Consider the following 24,597-nt stretch of genomic DNA (forward strand, 5'->3'; position numbering starts at 1 on the left):
CGGATGTCACGCACTGGACGGGTGTTCGCGACACCGCCGGCGCCGGCCGAGCTGCCGAAGCCGCTGGTGGAGCCGGCTCGGGACGAGATCCGGCTGGAGCAGGTGTTCGCCGCACTGAGCGATCCGCTGCGCCTGGAGGTCGTGCGGCGGCTGCTCTTGGAGTCGGAAGCGTTCGACCACACCTGCGGCTGGTTCGGGTTCGACCGGCCGAAGTCGTCGCTCACCCACCATTTCAAGGCATTACGCGAGGCCGGCGTGATCCGCCAGCGTCAGTACGGCCTCGAGCGGCGCAGTCATGTGCGCGTCGACGATCTGAACACTCGCTTCCCCGGGCTGCTCGAACTGGTGGCGGCGAGCTAGACGACGCAGAAGTCGTTGCCTTCGGGGTCTTTCAGCCAGAGGTGGTCGAGGGTTGTGGAGTTGTCCATCGGGACCTCTTGGAAGAGGGTGGCGCCGGCGGCGATCAGGGTGGCCGCGGTGGTGCGGATGCGTTGTTCGCGGAGATGCTGGGGTACGGCGCGGCCGCCTGCTACCTGGAGGTCCAGGTGCAGGCGGTTCTTGGCGGTGCGGGGCTCGGGGACCTTGAGGAACGAGATGTTCGGGAGTACGCCGTTCGGATCCGAGATCGACGCGCCACCGTTCCAGTCTTCCTTGGGGACGTTCAGGTCGATGAGCCAGTCCTCCCAGGTGTCCCAGCCCTGCGGCGGATCCGCCTCGATGTAGCCGAGCGCCGTACACCAGAAGCGCGCGACGAGCGCCGGATCCGCACAGTCGATGGTGAGCGTCCAGTTGGTCGTCATACCCACACTCTGCTGGACGCCATGGACAGTTCTGCTCAGCCGAGACCGGATCGGGCGATGACGCTCGCGATGTCGATGCGTACTGCGGTGAAGCCGCCCTGGACGAACGCTTCGGCCACTTGCTCCGCGAGCTGCTCGGGGTAGTAGCGGTCGGCGATCCCCGCGCCCACGAGTTTCACCTGGTCCGGATCGGACGAGATACGTGCGGTTCCTTCGATCGTCACGAAGCTGTACGGCTGCACGTCGTCGCTCACGCAGGCCGCGATGCGCCGATCACGCGCCAGGCTCTTGCCCTTGACGCTCCCGGGCGACAGCGCGAACGCGAGCTCGTCCCCATCAAGAACGAAACACACCGGAGTGACATGCGGCCGCCCGTCGGCACGCGTGAGCGCGACATGAGCAAGCCTCGTCCCCTCGGTCACGAAGGATCGCCATTCGTCGGTGGTCATGGTTGTCATTGGTAGTCACCTTTCGGTTCAGCAGCGCCAGCGAGTGGCAGTGAATCCGTGCTCCTTGCCGAACGCGAACACCTGCGCCGGCTCGAGCGCGTAGACATGCCGTGGGTCGGTGTCGGCCGGGTCGTAGAACTCGCCGTCCCGGACGACCGGGTGCCACCACGGGTACTTGGCCGGGAACAGGTCCGCGATCGCCTGCAGCCTGGCAACGTCCTGAACGCGATGAGCCGCGCCTTCGAGAACCAGGTCGACGTCAGGACCGGGCACCGTGACCGCGCAACCGCTGTTACGTTCGAGGTTGCGGGTCTTGCGCGAACCCCGGAAGGTGACGAAGCAGACCGTGCCCTCGAGAGACACCGCGAGCACCGGTACCACGTGTGGTCGCCCGTCCGGGTCGGTGGTCGCGAGCAGGAAGTCGTCGGCCTCGGCTACCCGTGTCTGTGCGTCCGCCCAGTCGAGTGCCGTCAGCGGCGTACCTCGAGGGCTCGAGAGTTGCTCGGGAATCGGGTGCATGACAACGACACTAGGTGCGGCGGGAGCATGCGGAAAAGCGATGGTTTCCGATCGATGCGATCGCCACAGGCGATGAAACGGCGAGGGGCCGGGGAAACATCCCCGGCCCCTCAGTGATCAGGTGATCAGGTACGGCGGCGGTAGGCGCGGATCGCCAGCGGGGCGAAGACCGCGACCAGGCCGACCATCCAGGCCAGCGTGATCAGCAACGGCTTCTGGAGTGCTCCGCCGCTCATCAGGGCCCGCTCGGTGTCCACGAGGTAGGTGATCGGGCTGACTTTCACGAAGGCCTGCAGGAAATCGGGCAGCGTGCTGGCCGGGACGAAGATGTTGCTGCCGAAGGTCAGCGGGAACATCACCAGGAACGCGATGCCCTGCACGCCTTGGGCGGTCTTCATGACCAGGCCGAGCCAGACCCAGATCCAGCACATCGACAGCGCGAACAGCAGCACGATCAGCATGCCCAGGAGGCCGTTGCCGACCCCGTTGTCGAAACGGAAACCGAGCACGAAGCCGCTCACCATCAAGACGGTGATCGACAGCGAGTACCGGACCGCGTCACCGAGAACCGCACCGATCAGCGGCGAGATCCTGGCGATCGGCAGACTGCGGAACCGGTCGAAGACACCCTTCGCGAAGTCGTCGTTCAGCCCGACCCCGGTGCCCATCGTCGCGAACACCACGGTCTGGACGAGCAGGCCGGGCAGCAGCTGCGGCAGGTACCCGCGCCAGCCGCCGCCCTGCGAGATCGCGCCACCGAACACGAACAGGAACAGCGCCAGGAAGATGATCGGCTGGAACGTCACGTCCGCCAGGGCTTCCGGGTTCTGCCGGATCCGGACGATGTTCCGCCAGGCCAGGGTCAGGCTCTGCTGCACCCAGGCGAACGGCCGGGACCGGTGGGCGGCGGGTTCAAGAGTTGCGGTGCTCATCGGCTCGCTCCTTCCAGGACGGCGTCGGACTTCTTCTCTTCGGCGGTGTGGCCGGTCAAGGCCAGGAACACCTCGTCCAGGCTGGGCAGTCGCAGCGACAACTCGGTCACCGCGATCCCGGCCTCGTCCAGCCGCCGTACGACGACCGGCATCGACGAACCGTCCGTCACCGGGACACTGACCAGCGTGTTCACCACGTCGACCGACGGGCGGGTACCGACCGACTCGGCGACGATCGCGGCGACCCGCTCGAGGTGGGCCGGCTCGGCCGGGCGGACGTCCAGCGACTGCTTGCCCGCCTGCGCCTTCAGCTCGGCAGGCCGGCCGTTCGCGACCACGGAGCCCTTGTCGAACACGACGATCGAGTCGGTGAGCGCATCGGCCTCTTCCAGGTACTGCGTGGTGAGCAGCACCGTGGTCCCATCAAGCACCAGGTTCCGGACCGTCTCCCAGACGCCGTTGCGGGCGTGCGGGTCCAGACCGGTCGTGGGCTCGTCCAGGTACAGGATGCTCGGGTTGCCGACCAGGCTCGAGGCCAGGTCGAGCCGGCGGCGCATACCGCCGGAGTACGTCTTCGCGATCCGGTCACCGGCGTCGACCAGCTCGAACCGCTCCAGCAGCTCGTCCGCCCGGGCCCGGGCCTGCGTCCGCGAGTAGCCGAGCAGGCGGCCGATCATGATCAGGTTGCGGCGGCCGGACATGTCCTCGTCGACACTCGCGTACTGCCCGGTCAGGCCGATGATGCTCCGCACCTTGCCGGCTTCCCGGACGACGTCGTACCCGCCGACGGTGGCGTGGCCGCTGTCCGGCCGGAGCAGCGTGCCGAGGATGCGGACCGCGGTCGTCTTGCCGGCGCCGTTCGGCCCGAGGACGCCGAGAACCGTGCCGGTCGGCACGCTCAGGTCGACGCCGGCCAGCGCGGTCGTACTGCCATATTTCTTGACCAGACCGACCGCCTCGATGGCGACCTGGTTCGTTGTGGTCATCGGGTTCCTCCCAGAGTTCTGCATTGCACTGGGACTACCGTGCCGCGCGGCCCTGGCACCGCTCTGGCACTCGGCTGACAGGCCGTGACAGGTGACGCCCCTTTCGTGCCAGTACGGTGCTGTTTCGCGGCTGTTCGCGCGTTCGACGTGAGGAGGGGCGCCGTGCGACGTGGTGCTGTGGTGGGGGTCGCGGTGGCAGTGGTCGCCGCAGGGGCGATCGGGTACGCCGTGTTCGAGCCGGAGCCGTTCAAGGTCGCGGACTACGCCCGCATGTGCGAGTCACCACGGTCCTTCGACCAGGCAGCGGCGTACCAGGGTCCGTCGCCGCACCCGATCGAGATCGTGAACGGCGGCGTCTCACTGCCCAGCGACGACCCGGAGATCCGCGTGTGGTTCCCGGAGGACCCGGCCGCGGTGCAGCTGGTCAGCTGTGTCAACCGGGTCGAGCGGGGCGGGTTCGTCAAGCGGTGCGAGTACTCGAAGGGAGTACGGACCATCGACCTGTACCAGGGCTTGTACTCCGTCCTGGTGTACGAGGCGCGGTCGGGCAAGAAGCTGGCGGAGGCGGAGGTCGCGGGGAACGGGTTCGTCGGCAACGTGCTCAAGGAGGACGCGGACCCGTGCCAGACGTTCCTGCGAACGACAGGCACGGGTCACTCGGAAGAGGAGAGCAGGCCGTCCTCACGTCAGCTACGTGCGGTTCTCGAACCGCATGTCCACAAACAGGGTTAGCCCTTCAGCGGGACGATCTCGTTGGCGAGCAGGGCCTGGTAGGCCTCGGGGTTGTACCGCGCCAGGTTGCCGCGGGCCTTCCGCCGGTACTTGAGGATCTGGCGCGTGCCGATCGCCCACAGCACGTACTGGAACGCCAGGGCGAACTTGAAGTCGTCGATCGCCATCGGTGCACCACCTGACGACGCGTCCAGCAGTACGCCGACCATGCCGATGCAGATCAGGGTGGCGATGAACCCGCCGGTGTTGACCATCCCGTTGGCCGCACCGAACCGCGTTGTGGGGTTGAACGTCCGCGCGTAGTCGAGCCCGAGCATCGACCCCGGGCCGCCGGCCGCCTGTACGACGATGAGCGCCAGGAGCACCGGCAACGGCGCACGACCCGGCCAGAGCAGTACGACGGTCCACATCACGACCGAGCCCGCGATCACCGCAAGCACGATCCAGGAGCGGTAGAACGGGAACTTGGCGGCGTACCGCCCGACGAGCGGGCCATAGCAGAGCCCTGCCAGCACAGGGATGATCAGCATGGCCGCAGCGGTCGTCGGAGCGAGGCCCTGTCCCTGCACGAGGAACGGGTAGCCCCAGAGTAGGCCGAACGTGCTGCCGGAGAAGCTGGTGGTGAAGTGCGTCCACAGCCCGAGTCGCGTACCTGGCTCCTGCCAGGCGCGGCGCAGGTTCCTCTTGACCTCGTACAGCGGCTGCTTGGCCCGGCGGAGCGGTTCGTCGTACGGCGAGTCCTTGATGAGGAACAGCACGAGCAGACCGGCCAGGAGACTCAGCACACTCGCGCTGGCGAAGGTGGTCGTCCAGCCGAAGGCATGGAAGGCAGCGGCCATCGGAACGGTCGACATGATCGCTCCGAGACCACCGAGCATTCCAGTCGCCTGCGACATCACCGGCTGCCGTAGCGCGGGGAACCAGGACATGACTACGCGCAGCACGCTGATGAAGACCAGAGCGTCGCCTACACCCAGTACGGCGCGTGCGGCGAGCGCAGCGGGGTACGAGTCGACCAGGCTGAACGCGGACTGCGCTAGGAACAGCAGACCGGACGCAGTGATCAGGAGGCGCTTGGAGCCGTACCTGTCGAGTAGTACGCCGACGGGCACCTGCATAGCGGCGTACACCGTCAGCTGCACGACGGTGAAGCTCGCCAGAGCGGAGGCGGAGATGTCGAAGCGTTCCGCGGCCTGGAGGCCGGCCACGCTCATCGAGCCGCGGTGCAGCACGGTCACGAGGTACGTCAGGACAGCAGTGGCCCACACCGCCCAGGCTCGCCGACCGCCCAGGGGGAAGAGGAGTTCGGTCACCGAGTGCCCCGTAGATCCGTCGCGGCGGTGTCGATGTGGGCGACGACGAGTTCCCGGAAGCGCTTGACGCTGTTGCCGCCGAGCGCGTCGATCATCTCCTGGTGCGCGGTGATCGACTTGTCCATCCGGACCGGCTGGACCTCGATCCCGGGCACGCCCATCCGGACCTGACGGTCCCGCAGGCTGTTGTAGAGCTTCGCCAGGATTTGGTTGCCAGCGGCATCGACGATGGCCTCGTGGAAGGCCCGGTCGGCCTCCAGGAAGCTCTTCGCGTCACCGGTCCTGCGGTGCGCGCGCATCTCGTCGACGCGCGCGGTCAGAGTCTCGACCAGTTGCTTGCGGCGCGGCCAGACCTTGGCGGCGGCGTGCGTCTCGATCAGCTCGCGGGCCTCGAGGACATCGTCGATCTCCTGCGGCAGCACCGGGAGGACGAGCGCGCCACGCTTCGGGTACAGCTTGACGAGGCCGGACTCCTCGAGGCGGAGCAGCGCCTCGCGCACCGGCGTACGGGAAACGCCGACCGCGGCGGCCAGCTCACCCTCGGTGAGCAGCTCGCCGCCGGGATAGACCCGGTCCAGGATCGCGGCCTTCACGTACGCGTACACGCGCTCGGCCGCGGGGATCTTCTCCACCCCCGGCGCCGCCTCGACGACCACACGGGCGATCTCCGCGGTCTCGTCACCCAATACCAACGCATCCGGCGCCTGCGCCGGGTCCCCGCCTACCACTGAACTCCCACCCATACGGCTCGTATCTCTGTTGTATCTATCTTACACACCTCAATCCACCGCTTCGGCCGGGTATTCCCCAACTTTTCCACGAGTTATCCACAGGCTGATCCACAGGGTGTGGGGGACTGAGCGTGATGCAGGGTTTCCCCTGCGTTGTGGATGAAGGACTCCGCGCTTCCCGAATCCGCTCTAAAGTCTCGGCATACCGGGCCCGTCCGCCCGGCCGGCCCTGAGGAGGCACCTTGTCCCGAACGTCCCGCCCCCGCCGAATGGCGGCCGGCCTCTCCGCCATCGCCCTGGCCTGTGTGTCCCTGGGCGCCGCAACCACGGCGCAAGCCGACCCGGCTCCCGGCCCGCTGATGAACTACGTGGTCAACACGAAGGCCACGCCGGGTCACGTCCGCAAGACCGAGGACGCGGTGAAAGCGGCCGGCGGGACCGTCCTGGTCTCGTACAAGCAGCTCGGCGTGGTGATCGCGCAGTCGACGAACCCGGACTTCAAGACCAAGGTCCGCAGTGTGCGTGACGTGCAATCCGTCGGCGCCACCCGGACCGCCGCGGTCAGCGAAGGCCCCGGCGGGCTGAACTCGAACGACCTCGCCGAAGCGACTCCGGTCGCCGACCCGCGCGAGGGCGAGCAGTGGGACATGGTCCAGATCAAGGCGGATCAGGCGCACGCGATCACCGACGGCTCCCGCAAGGTGCTGGTCGGCATCAACGACAGCGGCGTCGACGACACCCACCCCGACCTCGCACCGAACTTCGACGCGGCCGACTCCGTCAGCTGCGTGAACAACGGCGTACCGGACACCACCGCGGGCGCCTGGCGGCCGACGACCAGCGCGCACGGCACACACGTCGCCGGCACAGTCGCCGCGGCCCGGAACGGCGTCGGCATCGTCGGGGTCGCGCCCGGCGTACGGATCGCGTCCGTCAAGGTCGTGAACGACGCCGGCTACATCTACCCGGAGTACTCGATCTGCGGGATCGTGTGGGCCGCGCAGCACCGGATGGCCATCACGAACCACAGCTACTTCATCGACCCGTACGAGTTCTGGTGCAAGGACAACGGCGACCAGGGCGCGGTGCAGGAAGCCGTACGGCGCGCGTACGCGTGGGCGACCGGCCAAGGCACGCTCTCGGTCGCGGCCGCCGGTAACTCGAACTACGACCTGTCCAACAAGACCACGGACAGCAACAGCCCGAACGACTCGACCGCCGTCACGCGGACGATCAACAACGACTGCCTCGACATGCCCACCGAACTCCCCGGCGTCATCACCGTCGCCAGCACCACCCAAGCCGGCGCGAAGAGCAGCTTCTCCAACTTCGGCTTGAACAAGATCGACGTCGCCGCCCCCGGCAGCTCGATCCTGTCCACAGTCCCCGGCGGCTACGCCAAGTTCAGCGGTACGTCGATGGCGTCGCCGCACGTCGCCGGCATCGCCGCCCTGATGAAGTCCACCCACCCGTGGTGGGGCCCCCGCGACATCGAACGCGCCCTCCACCGCGAAGCCGACGACACCGCCTGCCCCACCACCCCCGACCCCCGCTGCACCGGCACCCCCACCAACAACGCCTTCTACGGCGAAGGCATCGCCGACGCCCTGGACGCCGTAACCCCCTGAACCGAGCGGGGGTCCCCCGCCCGGGACCCCCGCTCACAGCGGACTGTGGTGTGCGGGAGAACGTGGTCGGTGCTACGCGCCCTCAGCGGACACGTCTACGGCGCGACTGATCTATCTCCTGCTCCGCCGGGCCGCGCTCGTGTTATTCGACGGATGTTGTGGTGCGGTGGCCGGTGTGGGGTTGAACAGGTTATTTCCTGTCCAGCGCCCCCACAGGATGTCTCCCCAGACCCAAGCGATCCCAGTTCAGACCGCTGCAGTCGGGTCTGGGTTCGGCGGTTGTCAACGAGAGTGCGTTGCGATGTCGGCGTCGGGGAGTTGGCGGAGTGTTCGTAGAGGGCTGAAGAGGGCGAGTGTGGTGCTCAGCAGCATGATCAGGCTGCTGATGACGAGGGTGGTGCGGAAGCTGGTCAGGGTGGCGAGGGTGCCGCCCAGGAGGGCGCCGATTGGTTGCGTTCCGTGGACCAGGAAGCGCCAGGTGGCCTGGGTTCGGGCGAGGAGGGCTGGTGGGGTCAGGGTTTGGCGGATGGTCTGCTGGTTGATGCCCCACAGCGACGGGCCCCAGCCGCGGAGGAGTTGCGCGATGATCACGACCGCCAGGGCCAGTGCGGGTGGCCCTCCGGCGGCGGCCATCACCAACCCGGCCAGGCTCGACAGCGTCGTACCGACGATGAAGGCGGGTCCGTTGCCGAGCCGGCCGGTGATCTGTACTCCGATGGTGGCGCCAACGATTCCGGCGAGGCCGGACACCGCGAAGGCCAGGCCGACCAGGCCGGCCGACAGACCGAGATCGCGGACCAGGAACAGGACCACGATCACGCCCTGCATCTGACCGGCCAGCGCACCGACGGTCGCGGCGATCGTGGTCGCCCGGAGCGCGGGGTGCTCGAGCGCGGCCCGGAAGCCCGCCCAGATGCCCTTGAACATCGACTCCTTGGCCGAGTCGGCAACAGATCGGCCCGCGACAGTGATCCGCGCGTTCGACAGCGCCGACAGCAGGAACGAGACGGCATCAACGGCGATCGCCACCGGGGCGGTGAGGAGCTGGACCAGCACGCCGCCGAGAGCATTGCCGCTGGTGGCGACGACGGAGTTGCTGAGCGCGAGCGCGCTGTTGGCCGCCAACAATTCGCGGCGTGGAACCAGGACAGGCGCGAAGGACTGCGCCGCGATCACCGAGAACAGGCTGCAGGTCCCGGTGACCACAACAACGACGTACAGCTGCCACATCTGCAACAGTCCCGTCGCCGCCAGAATCGGCACTGCTGTCAGCGCGGCCGCGGCCAACAGATCAGCACCGACGATGACTCGGCGGTACGACAGCCGGTCAACCCACACTCCTGCTGGTAGACCCAGGACGAGGTGCGGCAGGAACGAGACCGCCCCCAGCAACCCCATCTGCACCGGCGAGGCGCCGAGAACCAGGACCGCGGTCAAGGGCAAGGCAACAGTCGTCACGCTCGACCCCAGCAGAGAGACCGAGTTGCCGACGAACAACCGCAGAAAGTCCCGATGGTCGACCAACACACGCCACTGGACCTTCACCGATTCTATTTAACCCGCGCCGGCCGCATCTGCCGGTAGCCCAGCTTCGCCGAGTCGTGGCGATTGGCTCAGGTCCGGATCGCCGAGTCGTGGATCGGGGCTTGGATCTCCAGCCAGATCCCACGACTCGGCGGAGGGGTCAGCCGGTGGTGATGAGGATGATGCCGGCGACTACGACGGCTGCGGCGGCGGCTCGTTTGGGGCCGAAGCGTTCGTGGAAGAAGATCGCGCCGATGATGGCGCCGAAGATGATGCTGGTTTCGCGGAGGGCGGCGATCGCGGCCAGGGTGCCGCGGGTCTGGGCCCAGAGGACGAGGCCGTACGCCGCCATCGAGACGACCCCGCCCGCGAGACCGGAGAGGATCGCGGGGCGGGGTAGGTCGAAGGCTCTTGGACCGCGCCAGGCCAGCACCGCCAGCGGGACCGCGAACCCTTGCAGCATGAACACCCAGCCCATGTACGTCGCCACCGGCATCTTGTGGACGGCGAGCCCGTCGACGACCGTGTACGACGCGATCATCAGCCCCGTCCCGATCGCGGCGAACAGCGCGGGGACCTGTCCGCGTCCCGGGCGGCCGATGAACACGAGCGCGATCAGCCCGGCCGACACGAGCAGTACGCCGGCCAACTCGAGGACGGCCAGGGTCTGGTGCAGTACGACGATCGACACCACGGCCACGACCCACGGCGACGTACCGCGGGCCAACGGGTACATCTGGCTGAACTGACCGAGTTGGTACGACGCGAGCAGTCCACCGAGATACGCGAGATGCAGCAGCGCGGACGCGATGATGTACCACCACGTCCCGGCCGGCGGCAGCCCCATGACGAGCACCGCGACGAGCCCGATCACCCCCGCCGCGAGCTCGAACAACGCCAGCCCAGCAACCCGATCCGGCGCCCCGTGAGCCATCGCGTTCCAGGTGGCATGCAACACCGCCGCCCCAAGCACGACCACGACCACCAGCACCCCCACACCCTCTCACCGGGCGTTCGGGGTGGTCAGCTGGATTACCGCGATGATGGTCACATGGAGACCTCAGCCAGGCAGCGCCTGTACGACGCTGCAGCGCGCTGCTCCGTGGATCCGCACTGGGCCGACACGGACCGTCCGATCGAGGCTGCTACCCGGGCCCTCGTGGACGGCCTCGACTCCCCTGCCCTGCGCGAGCTCGCCGGCATGCCGCGCTCCTCCAGGCCCGGGCCGCTCCGCCAACTGCTCCTCGACGCCCTGGACGAGCTTGACGTCCCGCAGCCGGACCCCACATCACCCGGTCAGCGCGTCAGCGGTACGTCGTACGCACGTCTGCCCACCGACCGCCTCAGCCTGCACATCACGCCGAACGACGAAGGCTTCGAGGTGCTGATCCACGTCAACGAACTGGAGATCACCCAAGTCGGCGCCGGCATGGGCATGCACCCTTTCGATCTGTTCGTTCCGGCCAATCAGCTCGTCGCGACCACCGAGCCGCGGCGCGTGATCGTGGCCCGATGCGAGTGCGGCGAATCGGGCTGCGGCTCGACCGAGGCCCGGATCACCCGCGACGACGGCGTAGTCCACTGGGACTGGTCGGTCGACGTACCGCTCGGCCATGGCGTCTCCTTCGAAGCCGAGGCGTACGACGCTGAGGTCGAGCGGATCGGCGTCGACAACAGCTGGCAGCGGCCGGCGGACACGGCGTCGCGGCTGGTGCTCGAGGGCGCTGACCGCAACCACCTCGCCGCGGCCGGCCTGACACTCAACTGGGCTGCACAGGACCATCGAGACCCCCAACGGTTCCTCGTGGCGCTGGTTGCCAAGGCCGAGATGTTCCAGGTGTTCCTACGGTTCCCGATGAAGGAGCCCGAGCGGCTGGCCGCCGAGGTACTGCAGACCCTTCGGCAGCCGCCCGGAAAGTGGCGCGCGACGTTCCACTCGATGGTGGTCGGGCGTCGCGCACGGCCGTCCATGGCGAGCCGGCGTTGGAGATCAGAGGACCCCTGGGGGTAGCAGCCCCAGGTCGCGCAGGCTCTCAGCAGTTTCGACGACGGTGGTTTCGACGTCGCGAGGCTGCCAGCCGAGGGCGCAAGCACGGTCGTTGTGGATGATCGGGCGGGGCAGATCAGGCCCTGGGGCCTCTTCGGTCGGGGTCGCGACGCCGAGGCGGCGGTGCAGCATCTGGGCGATCTCGAGGAAGCTCACCGTCGGGTCGTCGGCGACGGCGAGGTAGCGGTTGCCTGCGGCGTCGGGTGTGGTCATCGTGCGGATGTGCAGGTCGGCGACGTCGCGGACGTCGACCACGCCGAAGCGGGCGCGCGGTGCGACCGTCATGGTGCCGTCGAGGATCATCTTGATCAGGTGGGTGGACGAGCGCAGGTCGGTGGTCAGGGTCGGGCCGAAGATTCCGGTCGGGTTGACGACCACGAGTTCGGTGGCGGCGTCGCGCATCAGGTCCCAGGCGGCGCGTTCGGCGATCGCCTTCGAGCGGGGGTACGGCGCGAGGCCCGGCGTATCGGGATCCGTCCAGTCCTCCTCGGTGAACTCGGACCCGGGCTTCGGCGTGTATCCGATCGCGGCGAACGACGACGTCAGTACGACGCGTCGCGCGCCGGCGTCCCGCGCCGCCCGCAAGACGCGCAGCGTCCCCTCCCGGGCCGGGACGATCAGCTCGTCCGGATCCTCTGGTTGTACGACGGGGATCGGCGATGCGACGTGATGGATCTCCGCACAGCCTTCGACCGCGGCCTTCCACCCGTCGTCGGACATCAGGTCGGCCTCGACGATCTCGAGGCCGGTGTCGTCGGCGTCACCACGCCGTACGGCGGCCCGCACGCCGGCGGCGGAGCGTGCCGCCGAGCGCACCGTCGTACGTACCTCGTGTCCGTCGCGCAGGAGCCGCGCGATGAGGTGGGTCCCCAGGTATCCGGATCCGCCGGTGACCAGAACCGGGCTCATCGGAGCTCACCGACCACGCTGACGAGCCGCTCGATCGCCGCGGTTTCCGCGGCCTCGTCGCCGCGGTCCCGGGCGTCCCAGAGTTCGGCTTTGCCGCGGAGATAGGCGAGCCGCACGTGCTGGGCGGCGATCTCCGCCTCGATCCGTACGGCGTGCCGCAGCAGCAGGTCACGTTGCTCGGCCGCCGCTTCCCGGCCGCGAGCGCGGTTGGCGAGGTACGTGCGCATGTCGTCGATGCTCACGCCGGCCGCGCGCAAACAGGCCAGTGCTTCGAGCGTGTCGACGTCCGCATCGCCGTACCGCCGGTGCCCGCTACTCGCGTCCCGATCGATCGGGCCGACCAGCCCGACGTCCTCGTAGTACCGCAGCGTCGGCTCGCTCAGCCCACTCCGCCGCGCGACCTCTTGAATGGTGAAGCTCGTCATGCCCACCACGCTCACACACTTCAAGCGCTTGAGGTCAAGACAGGAAGGTGGGGAGGCTTTTCTACCCGAAACGGGCAGAAATCCTCCCCACCTTCGCGGAATCTAGAACATCAGTGCGCGGGCCGGGTCCTCCAGGATGGCTGCTACGTCGGCGAGGAAGGTGGAGCCCTTTTCGCCGTCGATGAGGCGGTGGTCGAAGGACAGGGCGAGGGTGGTGATCCAGCGTGGGACGATCTCGTCGTCCACCACCCACGGCTGCTTGCGGACCGCGCCGAACGCGAGGATCGCGGCCTCGCCCGGGTTGATGATCGGCGTACCGGCGTCGACGCCGAACACGCCGACGTTGGTGATCGTGAACGAACCGCCGGCCTGGTCCGCCGGCTGAGTCTTGCCCTCGCGGGCGGTGGCGACCAGGTCGTTCAGCGCCTTGCACAGGTCCGGCAGGGTGCGCGAGTCGGCGTTCTTGATGTTCGGGACGATCAGCCCGCGCGGGGTGGCCGCGGCGATGCCGAGGTTGACCGCGCCCTTGTACACGATCTCCTGCGCCTGCTCGTCCCAGGCCGCGTTGACGATCGGCGTACGGCGAGCCGCCAGCGTGACGGCCTTCGCGACGATCAGCAACGGCGAGACGCGGAGATCCTTGAACGCCTTGTCCGACTTGAGCCGTTCGACGAGGTCCATGGTTGCGCTGACATCGACGGTGATCCACTCGGTCACATGCGGTGCGGTGAACGCACTGGCGACCATCGCCTGCGCCATCACCTTCTGCACACCCTTGACCGGAACGCGCGTGTCTTCGCGCCCGCTCACCACCGGAGCAGGCTCGTACGCCGGAACGTCCGCCACCGCAGGCGCCGCGACGTACCCCTCGACATCGGCCCGCGTGATCACTCCACCCGGTCCGGTCGCCGTCACCACGGCCAGATCGATCCCCAGATCCTTGGCCAACTTCCGCACCGGCGGCTTCGCCAGCACATGCACAGACCCATTGCCCCCAGCAACCGGTGCGCTGGGAGCGACCGCCGCCGGGGTGGTGGGAACAACCGCCGCGGCCGGGGTCGGGGGAACCTGCGCTGGGGCAGCTACTCCCGCAGCCGGAGCCGGCGCCGAGCCGGCGGAGGCTGCGGGCTTGCGCTGGCGGCGTTTGGCTTCGGTGGTTTTGGGGCCGTAGCCGACGAGGACCGCCGTGCGGCCGCCCGCCTCCTCGGGCTCAGGGAGAGTCGGGACCAGGTCTTCCGGAGAGCCCTCGGCGGACTCGGTCGTCACCGAGATGATCGGCGTACCGACCGGAACCGTCTCGCCCTCCGGCACGAGCAGCTCGGTGACCACGCCGGCGAACGGGACCGGAAGCTCGACCAGCGACTTCGCGGTCTCGATCTCGACGACGGTGTCGTTGAGCTTGACCGTGTCGCCGGGCTTGACCTTCCAGCTGACGATCTCGGCCTCGACGAGTCCTTCACCGACATCGGGGAGGCGGAACTGCTGGATGCCCATCAGTACCCCATCACCCGGTCGACGCCGTCCAGCACCCGGTCGAGGTCCGGAAGATAGTCGTCCTCCATCCGCGACGGCGGGTACGGAGTGTCGTACCCCGTCACGCGAAGCACCGGCGCCTCGAGGTGGTAGAAGCACTCCTCGGTCACCCGCGCCGCGATCTCCGACCCAGGACCGAACGAGTACGGCGCCTCGTGCACCACGACCGCACGCCGCGTCTTCTTCACGGACGCGAAGATCGTCGCCAGGTCGAACGGCGCGATCGTCCGCAGGTCCACGACCTCCAGGTTGCGGCCGTCCTCGACCGCGGCCTCGGCCGCCTGCAGGCAGGTCTTCACCATCGGGCCGTAGCAGAGCAGCGTCGCGTCGGTGCCCTCCCGGACCACCTTCGCCTTGTGCAGCGGCAGCGAGGGCGGCGTGGACTCGTCCAGCTCGGCCTTCTCGTGGTACCGCCGCTTCGGCTCGAAGAACACGATCGGATCGTCGGACGTGATCGCCTGCTGGATCATCCAGTACGCGTCGACCGGGTCGCCGCAGGAAATCACCTTGAGCCCCGGCACGTGCGCGAACAGCGTCTCCGGCGACTCCGAGTGGTGCTCGACCGCGCCGATGCCGCCGCCGTACGGGATCCGGATGACGATCGGCATCCGGATCTTGCCCATCGACCGGTAGTGCATCTTCGCGACCTGGTTGATGATCTGGTCGTACGCCGGGAACACGAAGCCGTCGAACTGGATCTCGCAGACCGGGCGGTACCCGCGCAATGCGAGGCCGACCGCGGTGCCGATGATCCCGGACTCGGCGAGCGGGGTGTCGATCACCCGGTCCTCGCCGAAGTCCTTCTGCAGACCTTCGGTGACCCGGAACACGCCGCCGAGCTTGCCGATGTCCTCGCCCATCACGATGACCTTCGGGTCCTTCTCCATCGCGGCCCGGAGTCCGGCGTTGATGGCCTTGCCGAGAGTGATCTTGGTCATCGCTCAGCCCTCGCCTTCGAACGAAGCGGCGTACGCGACGAACTGGTCCCGCTGCTCGGCCAGTTGCGGAGTCTCCTCGACGTACACGTTCTGAAAGAAGTCCGTGAGCACCGGGTCCGGGAGTGCGAGGCAGCCGGCGCGCAGCTCGGCGGCGATCTTGTCCCCTTCGGCGTCGATCTCGTCGAAGAAGTCGTGGTCGACACCGGCGTGCCGGCTCAGGTACGCGTGCACGCGCTCGATCGGGTCCTTGAGCTTCCAGTGCTCGAGGTCTTCGTTCAGCCGGTACTTCGTCGGGTCGTCGGAGGTGGTGTGCGCGCCCATCCGATACGTGTACGCCTCGATCAGCGTCGGGCCGCTGCCCTCGCGGGCCCGCTTCAGGGCCTGCTGCGTGACGGCGTACGTCGCGAGTACGTCGTTGCCGTCGACGCGGATGCCGGGGAAGCCGAAGCCGGCGGCGCGCTGGTACAGCGGGATCCGGGTCTGCCGGTCGATCGGCTCCGAGATCGCCCACTGGTTGTTCTGGCAGAAGAACACCACCGGCGCGTTGAACACCGAGGCCCAGATGAACGCCTCGTTGACGTCACCCTGGCTGCTGGCGCCGTCGCCGAAGTACGCGATCGTGGCCTCGCCGTTCTCGGCGTCGCCGATCGCGTGGTCGCGCTGCTGGCCCATCGCGTACCCGGTCGCGTGCAGCGTCTGCGCGCCGATCACGATCGTGTAGAGGTGGAAGTTGTTGTCCTTCGGGTCCCACGCACCCTGGTCGACGCCGCGGAACAGGCCGAGCAGGTTCAGCGGGTTGACACCCTGACAGAACGCGACGCCGTGCTCACGGTAGGTCGGGAAGACCATGTCCTTCTTGTTCAGAGCGCGGCCGGAGCCGATCTGCGCGGCCTCCTGGCCGAGCAATGACGCCCACAGCCCGAGCTCACCCTGGCGCTGCAGGGCGGTCGCCTCGCTGTCGATCCGGCGGACCAGGACCATGTCCCGGTAGAAGCCCTTGATCGTCTCGTCGTCCAGGTCGAACTTGTAGTCCGGATGCTCGACGCGCTCACCTTCGGGCGTCAGGAGCTGGACGAACTCGACCTCTTCGGAGGCCTGGGGCGGACTGACCGGCGCCTCGTGGGGCGCGAACACTTCCGGGGCAGGGCCCGGCACCGACTCACTCACATGCACTCCTCGGGTTCGAGCGCGGGATCGCCGCGACCGCAACGTTGCACGGGTCCCCCCGCTGTTGCCGGGTGCGGCTTTCGCAGGCTGGTCCGCGTGATTCCAGGGGTTGATGCACTGCTGGCAGTGGACCTCCTCACCGGTCTCACTCCCATCTTGCCGGACACCGTACCGACGAGGTGCCTGATTCGCTAACTGTCTGGACTCCGGCGGGTACGGCGGTACCGAAATCGGTCCTGCGATGAGACACCAGTCCATCCACTGGTCCTATCGGCAGGCTCATATTACAGAGATCGGCCACCTCGACGACAAGTGTCACAAATGCGTCTCGACCTCTACCAGGGTTGGCGGAAATCCGTGGATCGGTGGCCGGATACCGCCTTGCGCGGGAGTCGTCGCGAGCCATAGCGTAAGCATCGTTCTTACAAGACACCCCTGACAGTCTCGAGGAGGTTCCTGATGGTCGCGTCGGCTCCCGCCGGAGTGGTCGAGTCCGGTTCCCGGACCGCCTCGGGCGCGATGATCTGGACCGCTCTCGCGGTCGTGTACGTGGTCTGGGGTTCGACGTACCTGGCGATCCGGGTCGTCGTCGAGGCGGAGATCCCGCCGATGCTCGGGATGGCCACCCGCTTCCTCACCGCCGCCTTGCTGATGGCCGCCGGCCTCGCCCTCAAGTCGGGCTGGCAGCGGCTCCGGATCACCCGCCGCGAGGCGATCGGCGCGGCCACGGTCGGGATCCTGCTGCTTGCCTTCGGCAACGGGGCAGTGGCGATCGCGGAGCAGACCGTGCCGTCCGGGCTGGCCGCGTTGCTGGTCGCGGCGATCCCCTTGTGGCTGATGCTGCTGCGGGTCGGCGGCGGCGAGCGGCCGCGGTCGATGACCTGGGTCGGCGTACTGATCGGATTCGGCGGGGCGGCGCTGCTCGCGTTGTCAGGTGGCAACACGAGCGCCAAGCCGCTGTCGGTGGCGATCCTGGTGGTCGGCACGATCTGCTGGGCGACCGGCTCGCGGTACGCGCCACGCCTCGGGCTGCCGCGGGATCCCCTGGTGACAGCGCTCTACGAAATGGTCTTCGGCGGTACGGCGATGGTGCTGCTCGGCGTACTGCGGGGAGAGCCGGGGCGGCTGCACCTCGACCGGATCCACGGTTCCGGGTGGATCGCGCTGGGCTACCTGGTGGTGTTCGGGTCGCTGCTCGCGTACACGGCGTACTCGTATCTGCTGGCGAACGCGCCGATCTCGCTGGTGGGCACGTACGCGTACGTGAACCCGGCGGTCGCGGTGTTCCTCGGCTGGCTGATCCTGAGCGAGAGCCTGACCTGGCAGATCCTGCTCGGCGGCGCGGTGATCATCGTCGGCGTCGCGCTCGTTGTCACGTCCGAACGCCGGCGCTCGTAGCGCTCCTGCAGCACTCCTGGCAAAGGAAAGACCCGGGCCCAAAGGACCCGGGTCTCCCACCGCTGCCGATGCGCGCGGCAGCGGGTCTGGCTGCCGGTCGCGCCGTGGCCCGAAAAACACGGCACGAAACTCCGGCAATGGTTCCAACATATTCCGACGAATCGTGCTATTGCCAATTCGGCAGCCACCGAGCCCACCGAAACAATCTTCCGATTCAGCAGGCATCCATCACCCGCGCTGACTCAACGACGTACCCGAAGCTCGGTTACGGGACTTTCCGTCTCAATTTTCGCTCACTACCATCACCGGTAAGTTGCCTGGTCAGCGGCAGTTTCGCTGCTCCGTCAGGGAACTCACCACCGGACTACGCTGCGCACCAGTACCTCGGAAAAAGTTGACGAAAAAGTTTGTAACCGCCTGTGCCAGGTGTCGTTACCACTAAGACGAATCCGTCAAAACCCGAAAGGAAACCTGGCATAATGCAGGTAACTCGTAAGATCGTCGCCGCTGCAGCGGTGGCGACTGTCGCCACCCTCGGTCTGGCCACCGTCGTGAGCGCCAACGTTCTCGACGACGCCCAGCAGAAGGCTCAGGTCACCGGCCTGGCCGACGCGGTCTCCTCGGCCTCCAAGGGCTACGACAAGGGCCACGCTCGCTGGTGGGGCATGCACAAGGACGGCTCGCTGGTCGCCATCGACCGCAACGACCTCGGTGCGTTCCAGGCCTGCCACAACCTCGGTGCCGGCACCGGCATCGGCGGCACCGTGCCGGCCAACGACATCACCGGCATCGTCGGCTGGGGCAACGACGGCAACAGCGTGACCGCCGTCAAGACCTGCGAGCAGGAGAACGAGCAGAACCGCAAGTGGTACAAGGCCGACGGCAACGGTGTCGTCTCCGTGTCCGACAACAAGGTCGGTCCGTGGCAGGTCTGCCACAACCAGGTCGACATCACCGGCATCGGCGGCACTGTCCCGCTGTCGAACCCGACCGGCATCCTGGGCCTGGACAACGACGGCAACTCCGTCGACTCGCTCAAGACCTGCGAGCAGAGCAACGAGCAGAACAACTGACCCTCCCTGGTCAGTGATGCAGGACCCGAACCAGTCACCTCGGTGGATTGACTGACTCGGAGCACCACAAGCGGCGCCGGGAGCAAGCCTCACTCCTCCCGGCGCCGCTTCTTTGCGTCTGGGGCCGGGGCTGTGAACAGGATCTGGGGGCGGTGGAGAGGCAATAGCCTGTTCAGCGGGCCGGATGGGGGTGCACTGCCACGGTTGGTGTCAGAGGACGCGGAGATCCAGACGAGAGCGCTCACCGGCGCCACGTGCGGGCGACGGTCAGGAAGAGGTTGTTGGCTTCGGGTTCGCCGATGGTGACGCGGACGCCTTCGCCGGGGAACGGGCGGATCGACACGCCTTCGGCCTGAACGGCTTCGGCGAACCGGACGGTGTCTTCGCCCAGGTCGAGCCAGACGAAGTTCGTCTGCGTCTCCGGGACGTCCCAGCCGGCTGCCTGGAGTGCGGCGACGACCCGCTGACGCTCCTCGACCAGGGCGTCGACGCGCTCCAGCAACTCCTCTTCGACCGCGAGGGACGCGATCGCGGCGGCCTGCGCCACGTAGCTGACTCCGAACGGCAGCGCGCACTTCCGGATCGCGGCGACCACGGACGGGTGACCGATCGCGTACCCGACCCGGAACCCGGCCAGTCCGTACGCCTTCGAGAACGTCCGCAGGACCAGCACGTTCGGGCGGTCGCGGTACAGCTCGACGCCGTCCACGACGTCGGTCTCCCGGACGAATTCGCGGTACGCCTCGTCGATCACGACCAGCACGTTCGACGGTACGGCGTCGAGGAACGCGAGCAGCTCGTCGCGGCGTACCACCGGGCCGGTCGGGTTGTTCGGCGTACAGACCAGCACGACCTTGGTGCGGTCGGTGATCGCGGCCTCCATCGCCTTGAAGTCGTGGCGGGCCTCCGCGGTCAGCGGCACCTTGACCGAGGTCGCGCCGGTCAGCTGGACCGCGATCGGGTACGCCTCGAACGAGCGCCAGGCGTAGACGACCTCGTCACCTTCCGCGACGGTCGCCTGCAGCAGGTGGTACAGCAGCGCGACCGACCCGGTCCCGACCGCGAGGTCGCTCACCGGTACGCCGAACCGGCCCGACAGCGCCTCGAGCAGGTCGACGGCGCCCATGTCCGGGTACCGGTTCATCTGCGCGGCGGCCTCGGTCGCGGCGGCGAGCACCCCCGGCAGCGGCGGGTACGGGTTCTCGTTGCTGGACAGTTTGTACGTCGGGCGACCGTCGGAGCGCTCCGGCGGACGGCCCGGCTTGTAAGCCGCGACATCGTCCAGGCAGGCGCGAAAGCGAACCTCGTTGTCAGGGGTCATGCCCGCAGGTTAGTCCTTACCCCACCCCGGAACCACCGTCGGCGGAAGCGACCTCGCGCACACCTTTCAACCGGTGGTGCAGCGAGTTGACTAGCGGTGCACTGAGCCTCAAACTGACTGATTGTCGGACAATCAGGGGATCTGGCAATCAGGTCTCACCGTAGTCAGGAGGGTGTTCATGGGGCAGCCGCTGGAGTGGGGTCGTCGCTACCTGATGGTCCGGCCGGACCACTTCCGGATCGACTACGTGATCAACCCGTACATGTCGACGCACGACCAGCCGGACCCGGCGCTGACGCTCAAGCAGTGGGAGTCGCTGCGGCAGGCGATCGTGGACGCCGGCGGCGAGGTCGAGGTCCTCGAGCAGCGGGCCGACTCACCGGACATGGTGTACGCGATGAACCTCGGGCTGGCGGCCGCGGACGGCCGCGCGATGCTCTCGCACATGCGGTTCGAGCCGCGCCGGCAGGAGTCGCTGAGCGCCGCCGAATGGTTCACCGATGCCGGATTCCGGCTCGACCGGACCGGCGGCGAGGGTATCGGGCCGCACTTCGAGTCCGGCGACGCGTTCGTGTTCGGCGACAGCCTGGTCGTCGGGTACGGGCCGCGGACCGAGGAAGCCGCGCTCAAGCACCTGGCGACCGAGTGGAACATCCGGGTTCGCGGGCTGCGGATCGCCCACGAGGGGATGTACCACCTCGACCTGCCGTTCTGCCCGGTGGACAGCACGCACGCGATGATCTACCCGCCGGCGTTCGACGCCGCGAGCCAGGCCGAGCTGTCCGGGATCGTCCCGGACCCGATCGTGCTCACCGACGAGGAGGCGTTCGCGTTCAGCGCGAACTCGATCGTGGTCGGCGAGACGATCATCATGCCGGCCTGCTCACCGCGGCTGTACGACGTGTTCACGGGCCTCGGGCTGCGCGTCGTCGTCCTGGACCTGTCGGAGTTCCACAAGGGCGGCGGCTCGATCCGCTGCCTGACGAACCCGCTGGACTTCCCGTTGTCCGCGATCAGCACTCCAGGCGGGGAGCTCGTCCTCCCCGCCTGAGCGGCGGCCGGCCTACTTGCCGGTGGTCCAGATGACGTCGAGGGTGTTGATGTCCCAGCCGTAGCCCTTGATCCATTGCAGGGCCTTCTTCTTGCCCTGAGAGCCGAAGACCTCGATGACGATCGAGATCGCCTCCGGGTTCGTCGGGTCGGTCTTGGACTTCGTGTACGTCGCCTGGAAGCCGTCGCCCACGTACGGGAGCTGGCTGATGATCGGGTACTTGCGCTTGATCCGGTCCTGGAACTGGTCGTACTTCCGGCCGGCTTCCTCCTCGAGCTTCTGCTCCTGCTCGGGGTTGTTCTTGGTCCACTCCCGGCCCTCGGCGCTGTTGGCGTACAGGTACATCTTGTAGCTCAGTGCGTCGTTGCCCGAGGTGAAGGTCTGGCTGTAGCTCTGGAAGCCGCGCCGCGAACCCTCCAGGGTGTGCGTGCCTGCCTTGATCTTGACGTTGCCGTTCGCCGGGATCTCGTGGCCGTCCAGCTTCAAGGTCAGGTCGTTCGGAATCGACTGCACCGACAGCGTCGTCTCCGATCCGCCGCCGCGGAACAGCACGACCCCGCCGATCAATATCAGGACGACCGCCACCACGACGACGCCGATCATGAAGGGCCGCCGGTTCTCGTCCAGCATTCGCTGCTCCTGTCCTTGCTCAGCTCGCCGGTTGCGACGCGTTCTTCAGCCGGAAGACCCAGAACTGGCCGCCGACGTCGTACAGGTGACCTGCCTCCGGCACGTGGTCGCCCAGGGAGCCCGAGGCGGAGTCGTACCCGCCGCCTGCCGCACCCCAGGGCCCGACATACAGGTAGGTGTGGCCGGGCCCGTTCAGGATGTCACCCGGCTTCATGCCGCCTGGCGGCACGGCATGCCAGTAGTCGTACTTCCCGGAGTCCTTCATGTAGTCGAACTGGACCCCGGTCGACACCTTCGGGAAGTCCTTGTCGGCGCCGCTCATCCGCATCACGGTCGCGACGAAGCGCCCGCAGTCGCTGTAGGGGACGTAGCCGCTGGAGCCGTCGTTGAACTTCTCCATCGCTTCCACGAACTCCGGTTTCGCGATACTCGCGTCCGTGCCGTCGTGACCGTCCTCGGGCCAGGCCAGGTTCTTCGCGACCTCGGCGATGTTGCCGCTGCCCGCGCCGCACCCGCCGGTGGCGCCGGCGTTCTGCGCGCCGCCTCCCGACGCGGGCGCCGAACCGGCGAACTGTTCGAACACGTGCCGCGCGTTCGCCTTCCGGTCGGCGTACGTCGGGTGGTTCGGGTCCTCGTGCCCGCCGAACCGCTCGAACTTGTCGCCGAACTCGTACGCCGCTTCATCGACCGTTGTCGCGGCCTTGATCGCGCGCCCGGCCGCGGCTTCCGCGATCGGCCCTTCGCCGTTGAGCTGCTTGACCAGGAATTCCAGCTGATAGCCCAGGGACGCGATCTTGTCGTCCTGGACACCGGCGTCGCGGGACGGGTTGACCATCTTGCGGGCGGGTGTCCACTGCACGATGCCCCAGCCGAGCTCGGTGGTGAGCACCTCCGACGGCGGCGTCACGACACCCGGGTCCGTGTTCTGCAGACGCGCCGGCTCGACGCTGGACTCCGCGATCATGTTGCCGACGATGCCCGCGGCCTGCTCCTTGGTGTAGCCGTTCTGGACGAGGAAGTTGAAGGCCTTCTGCTGGTTGTTGGACCCGGAGAGGTCACCGTCGATACAACTGCACGCGCCGGAGGTCTCCGAGTCGAGCACGAAGGGGTTCTCCTCGGGCTGCGGGACGATGGACCACTCGTTGTTCTGCTCCTGGTCTGCCCACATCTCCCAGTGGATGTGCGCGCCGCCGATGCCGATCGGGGCGCCCTCGGCGTCGGTGCCCTCGCTGCCGGTACCGGCGGTGCCGATCTGGTCGCCGCGCTTGACCTCGGCGCCGTTACTGACGGTGATGGTCTTCATGGGCCGGTACCGCGTCTCGACGCTCTCGAGACGGATCCGGACCTCGTTGTCCTTGGCGTAGACGACCTTGCCGTCCTGGGACGCGTAGACCTTGGCGTCCTCGTCCACCCTGAAGTCGTAGCCGCGGTGCACGAAGGTCCACTGGCCGTCGATCTCGTGCCGGTCGGTCGGCCACCCCATCAGGGGCTTGTCCTGGGCGCGTTGCGCGCACTGCGCTTCGGCCGAGGCCGACCCGGCCAGCGCGCCGAGCAGCAGGAGCAGCACAATGCCCAACGACAGCGCCAACGCCAGCACGATCCCGGCGGCCATCTGCAGCAGCTTGCCGGCGCCTTCCACGCTGTGCTCCTCGCTCGTTCGAGTGGCTTCCTGCGTCGGTCCGCGGGAAGGGGCGGCCACTAAAAGGAAATGCTGCCCGAAAATCGGGTCATGCGTCGCAAGTTATCCACAGGGAGGCCGGGTGGAGCCGGGTCGGGCGCGACAACGGACCGGGTCTGGACGAGAATCACATCATGTACGAACGGCTGCGGGTGGACCGCTCGACCACGGTGGACCGGGTGGTCGACGCGCTGCGCGCCGCCCTGTTCGCCGGCGATCTGGAGCCCGGTACGCCGCTGCGTGAGCAGCCGCTCGCCGAGGCGCTCGGGGTCGCCCGGAGCACCATCCGCGAGGCGATGACGATGCTGGTCACCGAGGGCCTGGCGGTCCGTGAGCCGAACAAAGGGGTCAGCGTCGCGATCCTGCACCCGGAGGCCGTGGCCGACATCTGCCGCGCCCGGTTCGTGCTCGAGTCCGCTGGGATCCGGGCCTGGTACGACGCCGACGAGGCGGCCCGCGAGCGGGTCCGGGAGGCGATGCGGGTGTTCGCCGCGACCGCCAAGGACGGTGCCGACCCGGAGGCTCTGACCGAGACCCACCTGGCCATCCACCGCAGCCTGGTGGCGCTCACCGGCAGTGACCGGCTGATTGCGACCGCCGACTCGGTCACCGGCGAGGCACGGCTCGCGCTGGCCCGGGTGGACGCGCTGCGGCAGGACGCGCGGCAGCAGGTCGCGTCCCACCGCAAACTCGTCCGGTTGCTCGAGCGGGGCGAGCTCGACGAGTGCGTCGAGGAGCTCCGCCGGCATCTCGCCGGCGCCGAGGAGTCCCTCCTCGAAGCCATCGCGATGCCACCCGCCTGAGCCCTCGGAC

Annotated in this window: 25 protein-coding genes; 8 read left to right on the forward strand and 17 right to left on the reverse strand. The window is 68.0% G+C overall.

What is annotated here, in order from left to right; all coding sequences use genetic code 11:
• The first annotated feature begins 3 nt into the window (after positions 1-3).
• Positions 4-360: an ArsR/SmtB family transcription factor gene (locus tag E0H50_RS01760; protein ID WP_131284024.1), complete on the forward strand. Its 357-nt coding sequence runs from the start codon at positions 4-6 to the stop codon at positions 358-360.
• On the opposite strand, the gene E0H50_RS01765 is transcribed toward E0H50_RS01760, so the two are convergent.
• The 5 genes from E0H50_RS01765 to E0H50_RS01785 all read right to left on the reverse strand — a co-directional run bounded on the left by E0H50_RS01765 (position 357) and on the right by E0H50_RS01785 (position 3,686).
• On the reverse strand, positions 357-800 hold the full coding sequence (locus tag E0H50_RS01765; protein ID WP_131284026.1) for a VOC family protein: 444 nt from the start codon (positions 798-800) through the stop codon (positions 357-359). The two genes, E0H50_RS01760 and E0H50_RS01765, sit on opposite strands and share 4 nt — an antisense overlap.
• Positions 801-835: 35 nt before the next feature.
• Positions 836-1,258 carry a PPOX class F420-dependent oxidoreductase gene (locus E0H50_RS01770; protein ID WP_238150707.1) on the reverse strand — a complete coding sequence of 141 codons (423 nt, stop codon included), beginning with the start codon at positions 1,256-1,258 and terminating at the stop codon, positions 836-838.
• Positions 1,259-1,276: 18 nt separating this feature from the next.
• The gene (locus E0H50_RS01775) at positions 1,277-1,768 is read right to left on the reverse strand and encodes a pyridoxamine 5'-phosphate oxidase family protein (protein ID WP_131284028.1); all 492 of its coding nucleotides are present in this window, start codon (positions 1,766-1,768) and stop codon (positions 1,277-1,279) included.
• A gap of 125 nt (positions 1,769-1,893) precedes the next feature.
• Positions 1,894-2,700: an ABC transporter permease gene (locus E0H50_RS01780; protein WP_131284029.1), complete on the reverse strand. Its 807-nt coding sequence runs from the start codon at positions 2,698-2,700 to the stop codon at positions 1,894-1,896.
• Positions 2,697-3,686 carry an ATP-binding cassette domain-containing protein gene (locus E0H50_RS01785; RefSeq protein WP_131284031.1) on the reverse strand — a complete coding sequence of 330 codons (990 nt, stop codon included), beginning with the start codon at positions 3,684-3,686 and terminating at the stop codon, positions 2,697-2,699. The genes E0H50_RS01780 and E0H50_RS01785 overlap by 4 nt, the downstream gene beginning before the upstream one ends.
• A 162-nt stretch (positions 3,687-3,848) precedes the next feature.
• Here E0H50_RS01785 and E0H50_RS01790 point away from each other — a divergent pair, with 162 nt between their 5' ends.
• Entirely contained in the window at positions 3,849-4,418 is a 570-nt protein-coding gene (locus tag E0H50_RS01790; protein ID WP_131284033.1) for a hypothetical protein, read from the forward strand.
• Here the strand turns inward: E0H50_RS01790 and E0H50_RS01795 are convergent.
• Both E0H50_RS01795 and E0H50_RS01800 read right to left on the reverse strand, forming a co-directional pair.
• Positions 4,415-5,731 carry an MFS transporter gene (locus E0H50_RS01795; protein WP_131284035.1) on the reverse strand — a complete coding sequence of 439 codons (1,317 nt, stop codon included), beginning with the start codon at positions 5,729-5,731 and terminating at the stop codon, positions 4,415-4,417. The two genes, E0H50_RS01790 and E0H50_RS01795, sit on opposite strands and share 4 nt — an antisense overlap.
• Positions 5,728-6,459, reverse strand: a complete 732-nt coding sequence (locus E0H50_RS01800; protein WP_238150708.1) for a GntR family transcriptional regulator — start codon at positions 6,457-6,459, stop codon at positions 5,728-5,730. Before E0H50_RS01800 ends, E0H50_RS01795 begins: the two co-directional genes overlap by 4 nt.
• Before the next feature lie 245 nt (positions 6,460-6,704).
• Here E0H50_RS01800 and E0H50_RS01805 point away from each other — a divergent pair, with 245 nt between their 5' ends.
• Entirely contained in the window at positions 6,705-8,090 is a 1,386-nt protein-coding gene (locus tag E0H50_RS01805; RefSeq protein WP_131284037.1) for a S8 family peptidase, read from the forward strand.
• A 282-nt stretch (positions 8,091-8,372) separates the two neighbouring features.
• Here the strand turns inward: E0H50_RS01805 and E0H50_RS01810 are convergent, their stop codons facing one another.
• Together E0H50_RS01810 and E0H50_RS01815 are read right to left on the reverse strand one after the other, a co-directional pair.
• The gene (locus E0H50_RS01810; protein WP_165546974.1) at positions 8,373-9,617 is read right to left on the reverse strand and encodes an MFS transporter; all 1,245 of its coding nucleotides are present in this window, start codon (positions 9,615-9,617) and stop codon (positions 8,373-8,375) included.
• A 157-nt stretch (positions 9,618-9,774) separates the two neighbouring features.
• Positions 9,775-10,605, reverse strand: coding sequence for an EamA family transporter (locus E0H50_RS01815; RefSeq protein WP_202867969.1), 831 nt, complete (start codon positions 10,603-10,605; stop codon positions 9,775-9,777).
• A 60-nt stretch (positions 10,606-10,665) separates the two neighbouring features.
• Here E0H50_RS01815 and E0H50_RS01820 point away from each other — a divergent pair, with 60 nt between their 5' ends.
• Positions 10,666-11,625 (forward strand): hypothetical protein, encoded by a 960-nt coding sequence (locus E0H50_RS01820; protein WP_131284041.1) that lies wholly within the window; start codon positions 10,666-10,668, stop codon positions 11,623-11,625.
• On the opposite strand, the gene E0H50_RS01825 is transcribed toward E0H50_RS01820, so the two are convergent.
• The 5 genes from E0H50_RS01825 to pdhA form a co-directional block, all read right to left on the reverse strand.
• A complete protein-coding gene (locus tag E0H50_RS01825; RefSeq protein ID WP_131284043.1) occupies positions 11,605-12,570 on the reverse strand; it encodes an NAD-dependent epimerase/dehydratase family protein in 966 nt (321 codons plus the stop codon). The two genes, E0H50_RS01820 and E0H50_RS01825, sit on opposite strands and share 21 nt — an antisense overlap.
• Positions 12,567-12,995 (reverse strand): MerR family transcriptional regulator, encoded by a 429-nt coding sequence (locus tag E0H50_RS01830; protein WP_131284045.1) that lies wholly within the window; start codon positions 12,993-12,995, stop codon positions 12,567-12,569. Before E0H50_RS01830 ends, E0H50_RS01825 begins: the two co-directional genes overlap by 4 nt.
• A gap of 102 nt (positions 12,996-13,097) precedes the next feature.
• Positions 13,098-14,489: a dihydrolipoamide acetyltransferase family protein gene (locus E0H50_RS01835; protein ID WP_202867970.1), complete on the reverse strand. Its 1,392-nt coding sequence runs from the start codon at positions 14,487-14,489 to the stop codon at positions 13,098-13,100.
• Positions 14,489-15,466: an alpha-ketoacid dehydrogenase subunit beta gene (locus tag E0H50_RS01840; protein WP_131284047.1), complete on the reverse strand. Its 978-nt coding sequence runs from the start codon at positions 15,464-15,466 to the stop codon at positions 14,489-14,491. Before E0H50_RS01840 ends, E0H50_RS01835 begins: the two co-directional genes overlap by 1 nt.
• Positions 15,467-15,469: 3 nt before the next feature.
• On the reverse strand, positions 15,470-16,633 hold the full coding sequence (pdhA, locus tag E0H50_RS01845) for a pyruvate dehydrogenase (acetyl-transferring) E1 component subunit alpha (RefSeq protein ID WP_131284049.1): 1,164 nt from the start codon (positions 16,631-16,633) through the stop codon (positions 15,470-15,472).
• Between the two features lie 459 nt (positions 16,634-17,092).
• On the opposite strand from pdhA, the gene E0H50_RS01850 reads away from it, so the two are divergent.
• Together E0H50_RS01850 and E0H50_RS01855 are read left to right on the forward strand one after the other, a co-directional pair.
• Positions 17,093-18,031: an EamA family transporter gene (locus E0H50_RS01850; protein WP_131284051.1), complete on the forward strand. Its 939-nt coding sequence runs from the start codon at positions 17,093-17,095 to the stop codon at positions 18,029-18,031.
• Between the two features lie 479 nt (positions 18,032-18,510).
• Positions 18,511-19,104, forward strand: coding sequence for a hypothetical protein (locus E0H50_RS01855; RefSeq protein ID WP_131284053.1), 594 nt, complete (start codon positions 18,511-18,513; stop codon positions 19,102-19,104).
• 241 nt (positions 19,105-19,345) lie between these two features.
• Here E0H50_RS01855 and hisC read toward each other — a convergent pair whose 3' ends face one another.
• Entirely contained in the window at positions 19,346-20,425 is a 1,080-nt protein-coding gene (gene hisC / locus E0H50_RS01860) for a histidinol-phosphate transaminase (protein WP_131284055.1), read from the reverse strand.
• A 178-nt stretch (positions 20,426-20,603) separates the two neighbouring features.
• On the opposite strand from hisC, the gene E0H50_RS01865 reads away from it, so the two are divergent.
• A complete protein-coding gene (locus E0H50_RS01865) occupies positions 20,604-21,476 on the forward strand; it encodes a dimethylarginine dimethylaminohydrolase family protein (protein WP_131284057.1) in 873 nt (290 codons plus the stop codon).
• Between the two features lie 12 nt (positions 21,477-21,488).
• Here the strand turns inward: E0H50_RS01865 and E0H50_RS01870 are convergent, their stop codons facing one another.
• Together E0H50_RS01870 and E0H50_RS01875 are read right to left on the reverse strand one after the other, a co-directional pair.
• A complete protein-coding gene (locus E0H50_RS01870) occupies positions 21,489-22,106 on the reverse strand; it encodes an S-layer protein (RefSeq protein ID WP_131284059.1) in 618 nt (205 codons plus the stop codon).
• Positions 22,107-22,125: 19 nt separating this feature from the next.
• Positions 22,126-23,745, reverse strand: coding sequence for a phage tail tip lysozyme (locus E0H50_RS01875; RefSeq protein WP_238150709.1), 1,620 nt, complete (start codon positions 23,743-23,745; stop codon positions 22,126-22,128).
• A 173-nt stretch (positions 23,746-23,918) separates the two neighbouring features.
• On the opposite strand from E0H50_RS01875, the gene E0H50_RS01880 reads away from it, so the two are divergent.
• Positions 23,919-24,587, forward strand: a complete 669-nt coding sequence (locus E0H50_RS01880) for a GntR family transcriptional regulator (RefSeq protein ID WP_131284061.1) — start codon at positions 23,919-23,921, stop codon at positions 24,585-24,587.
• The last annotated feature ends 10 nt before the right edge of the window (positions 24,588-24,597 follow it).

It is taken from the genome of Kribbella sindirgiensis (assembly GCF_004331435.1).
Lineage (GTDB): Bacteria > Actinomycetota > Actinomycetes > Propionibacteriales > Kribbellaceae > Kribbella > Kribbella sindirgiensis.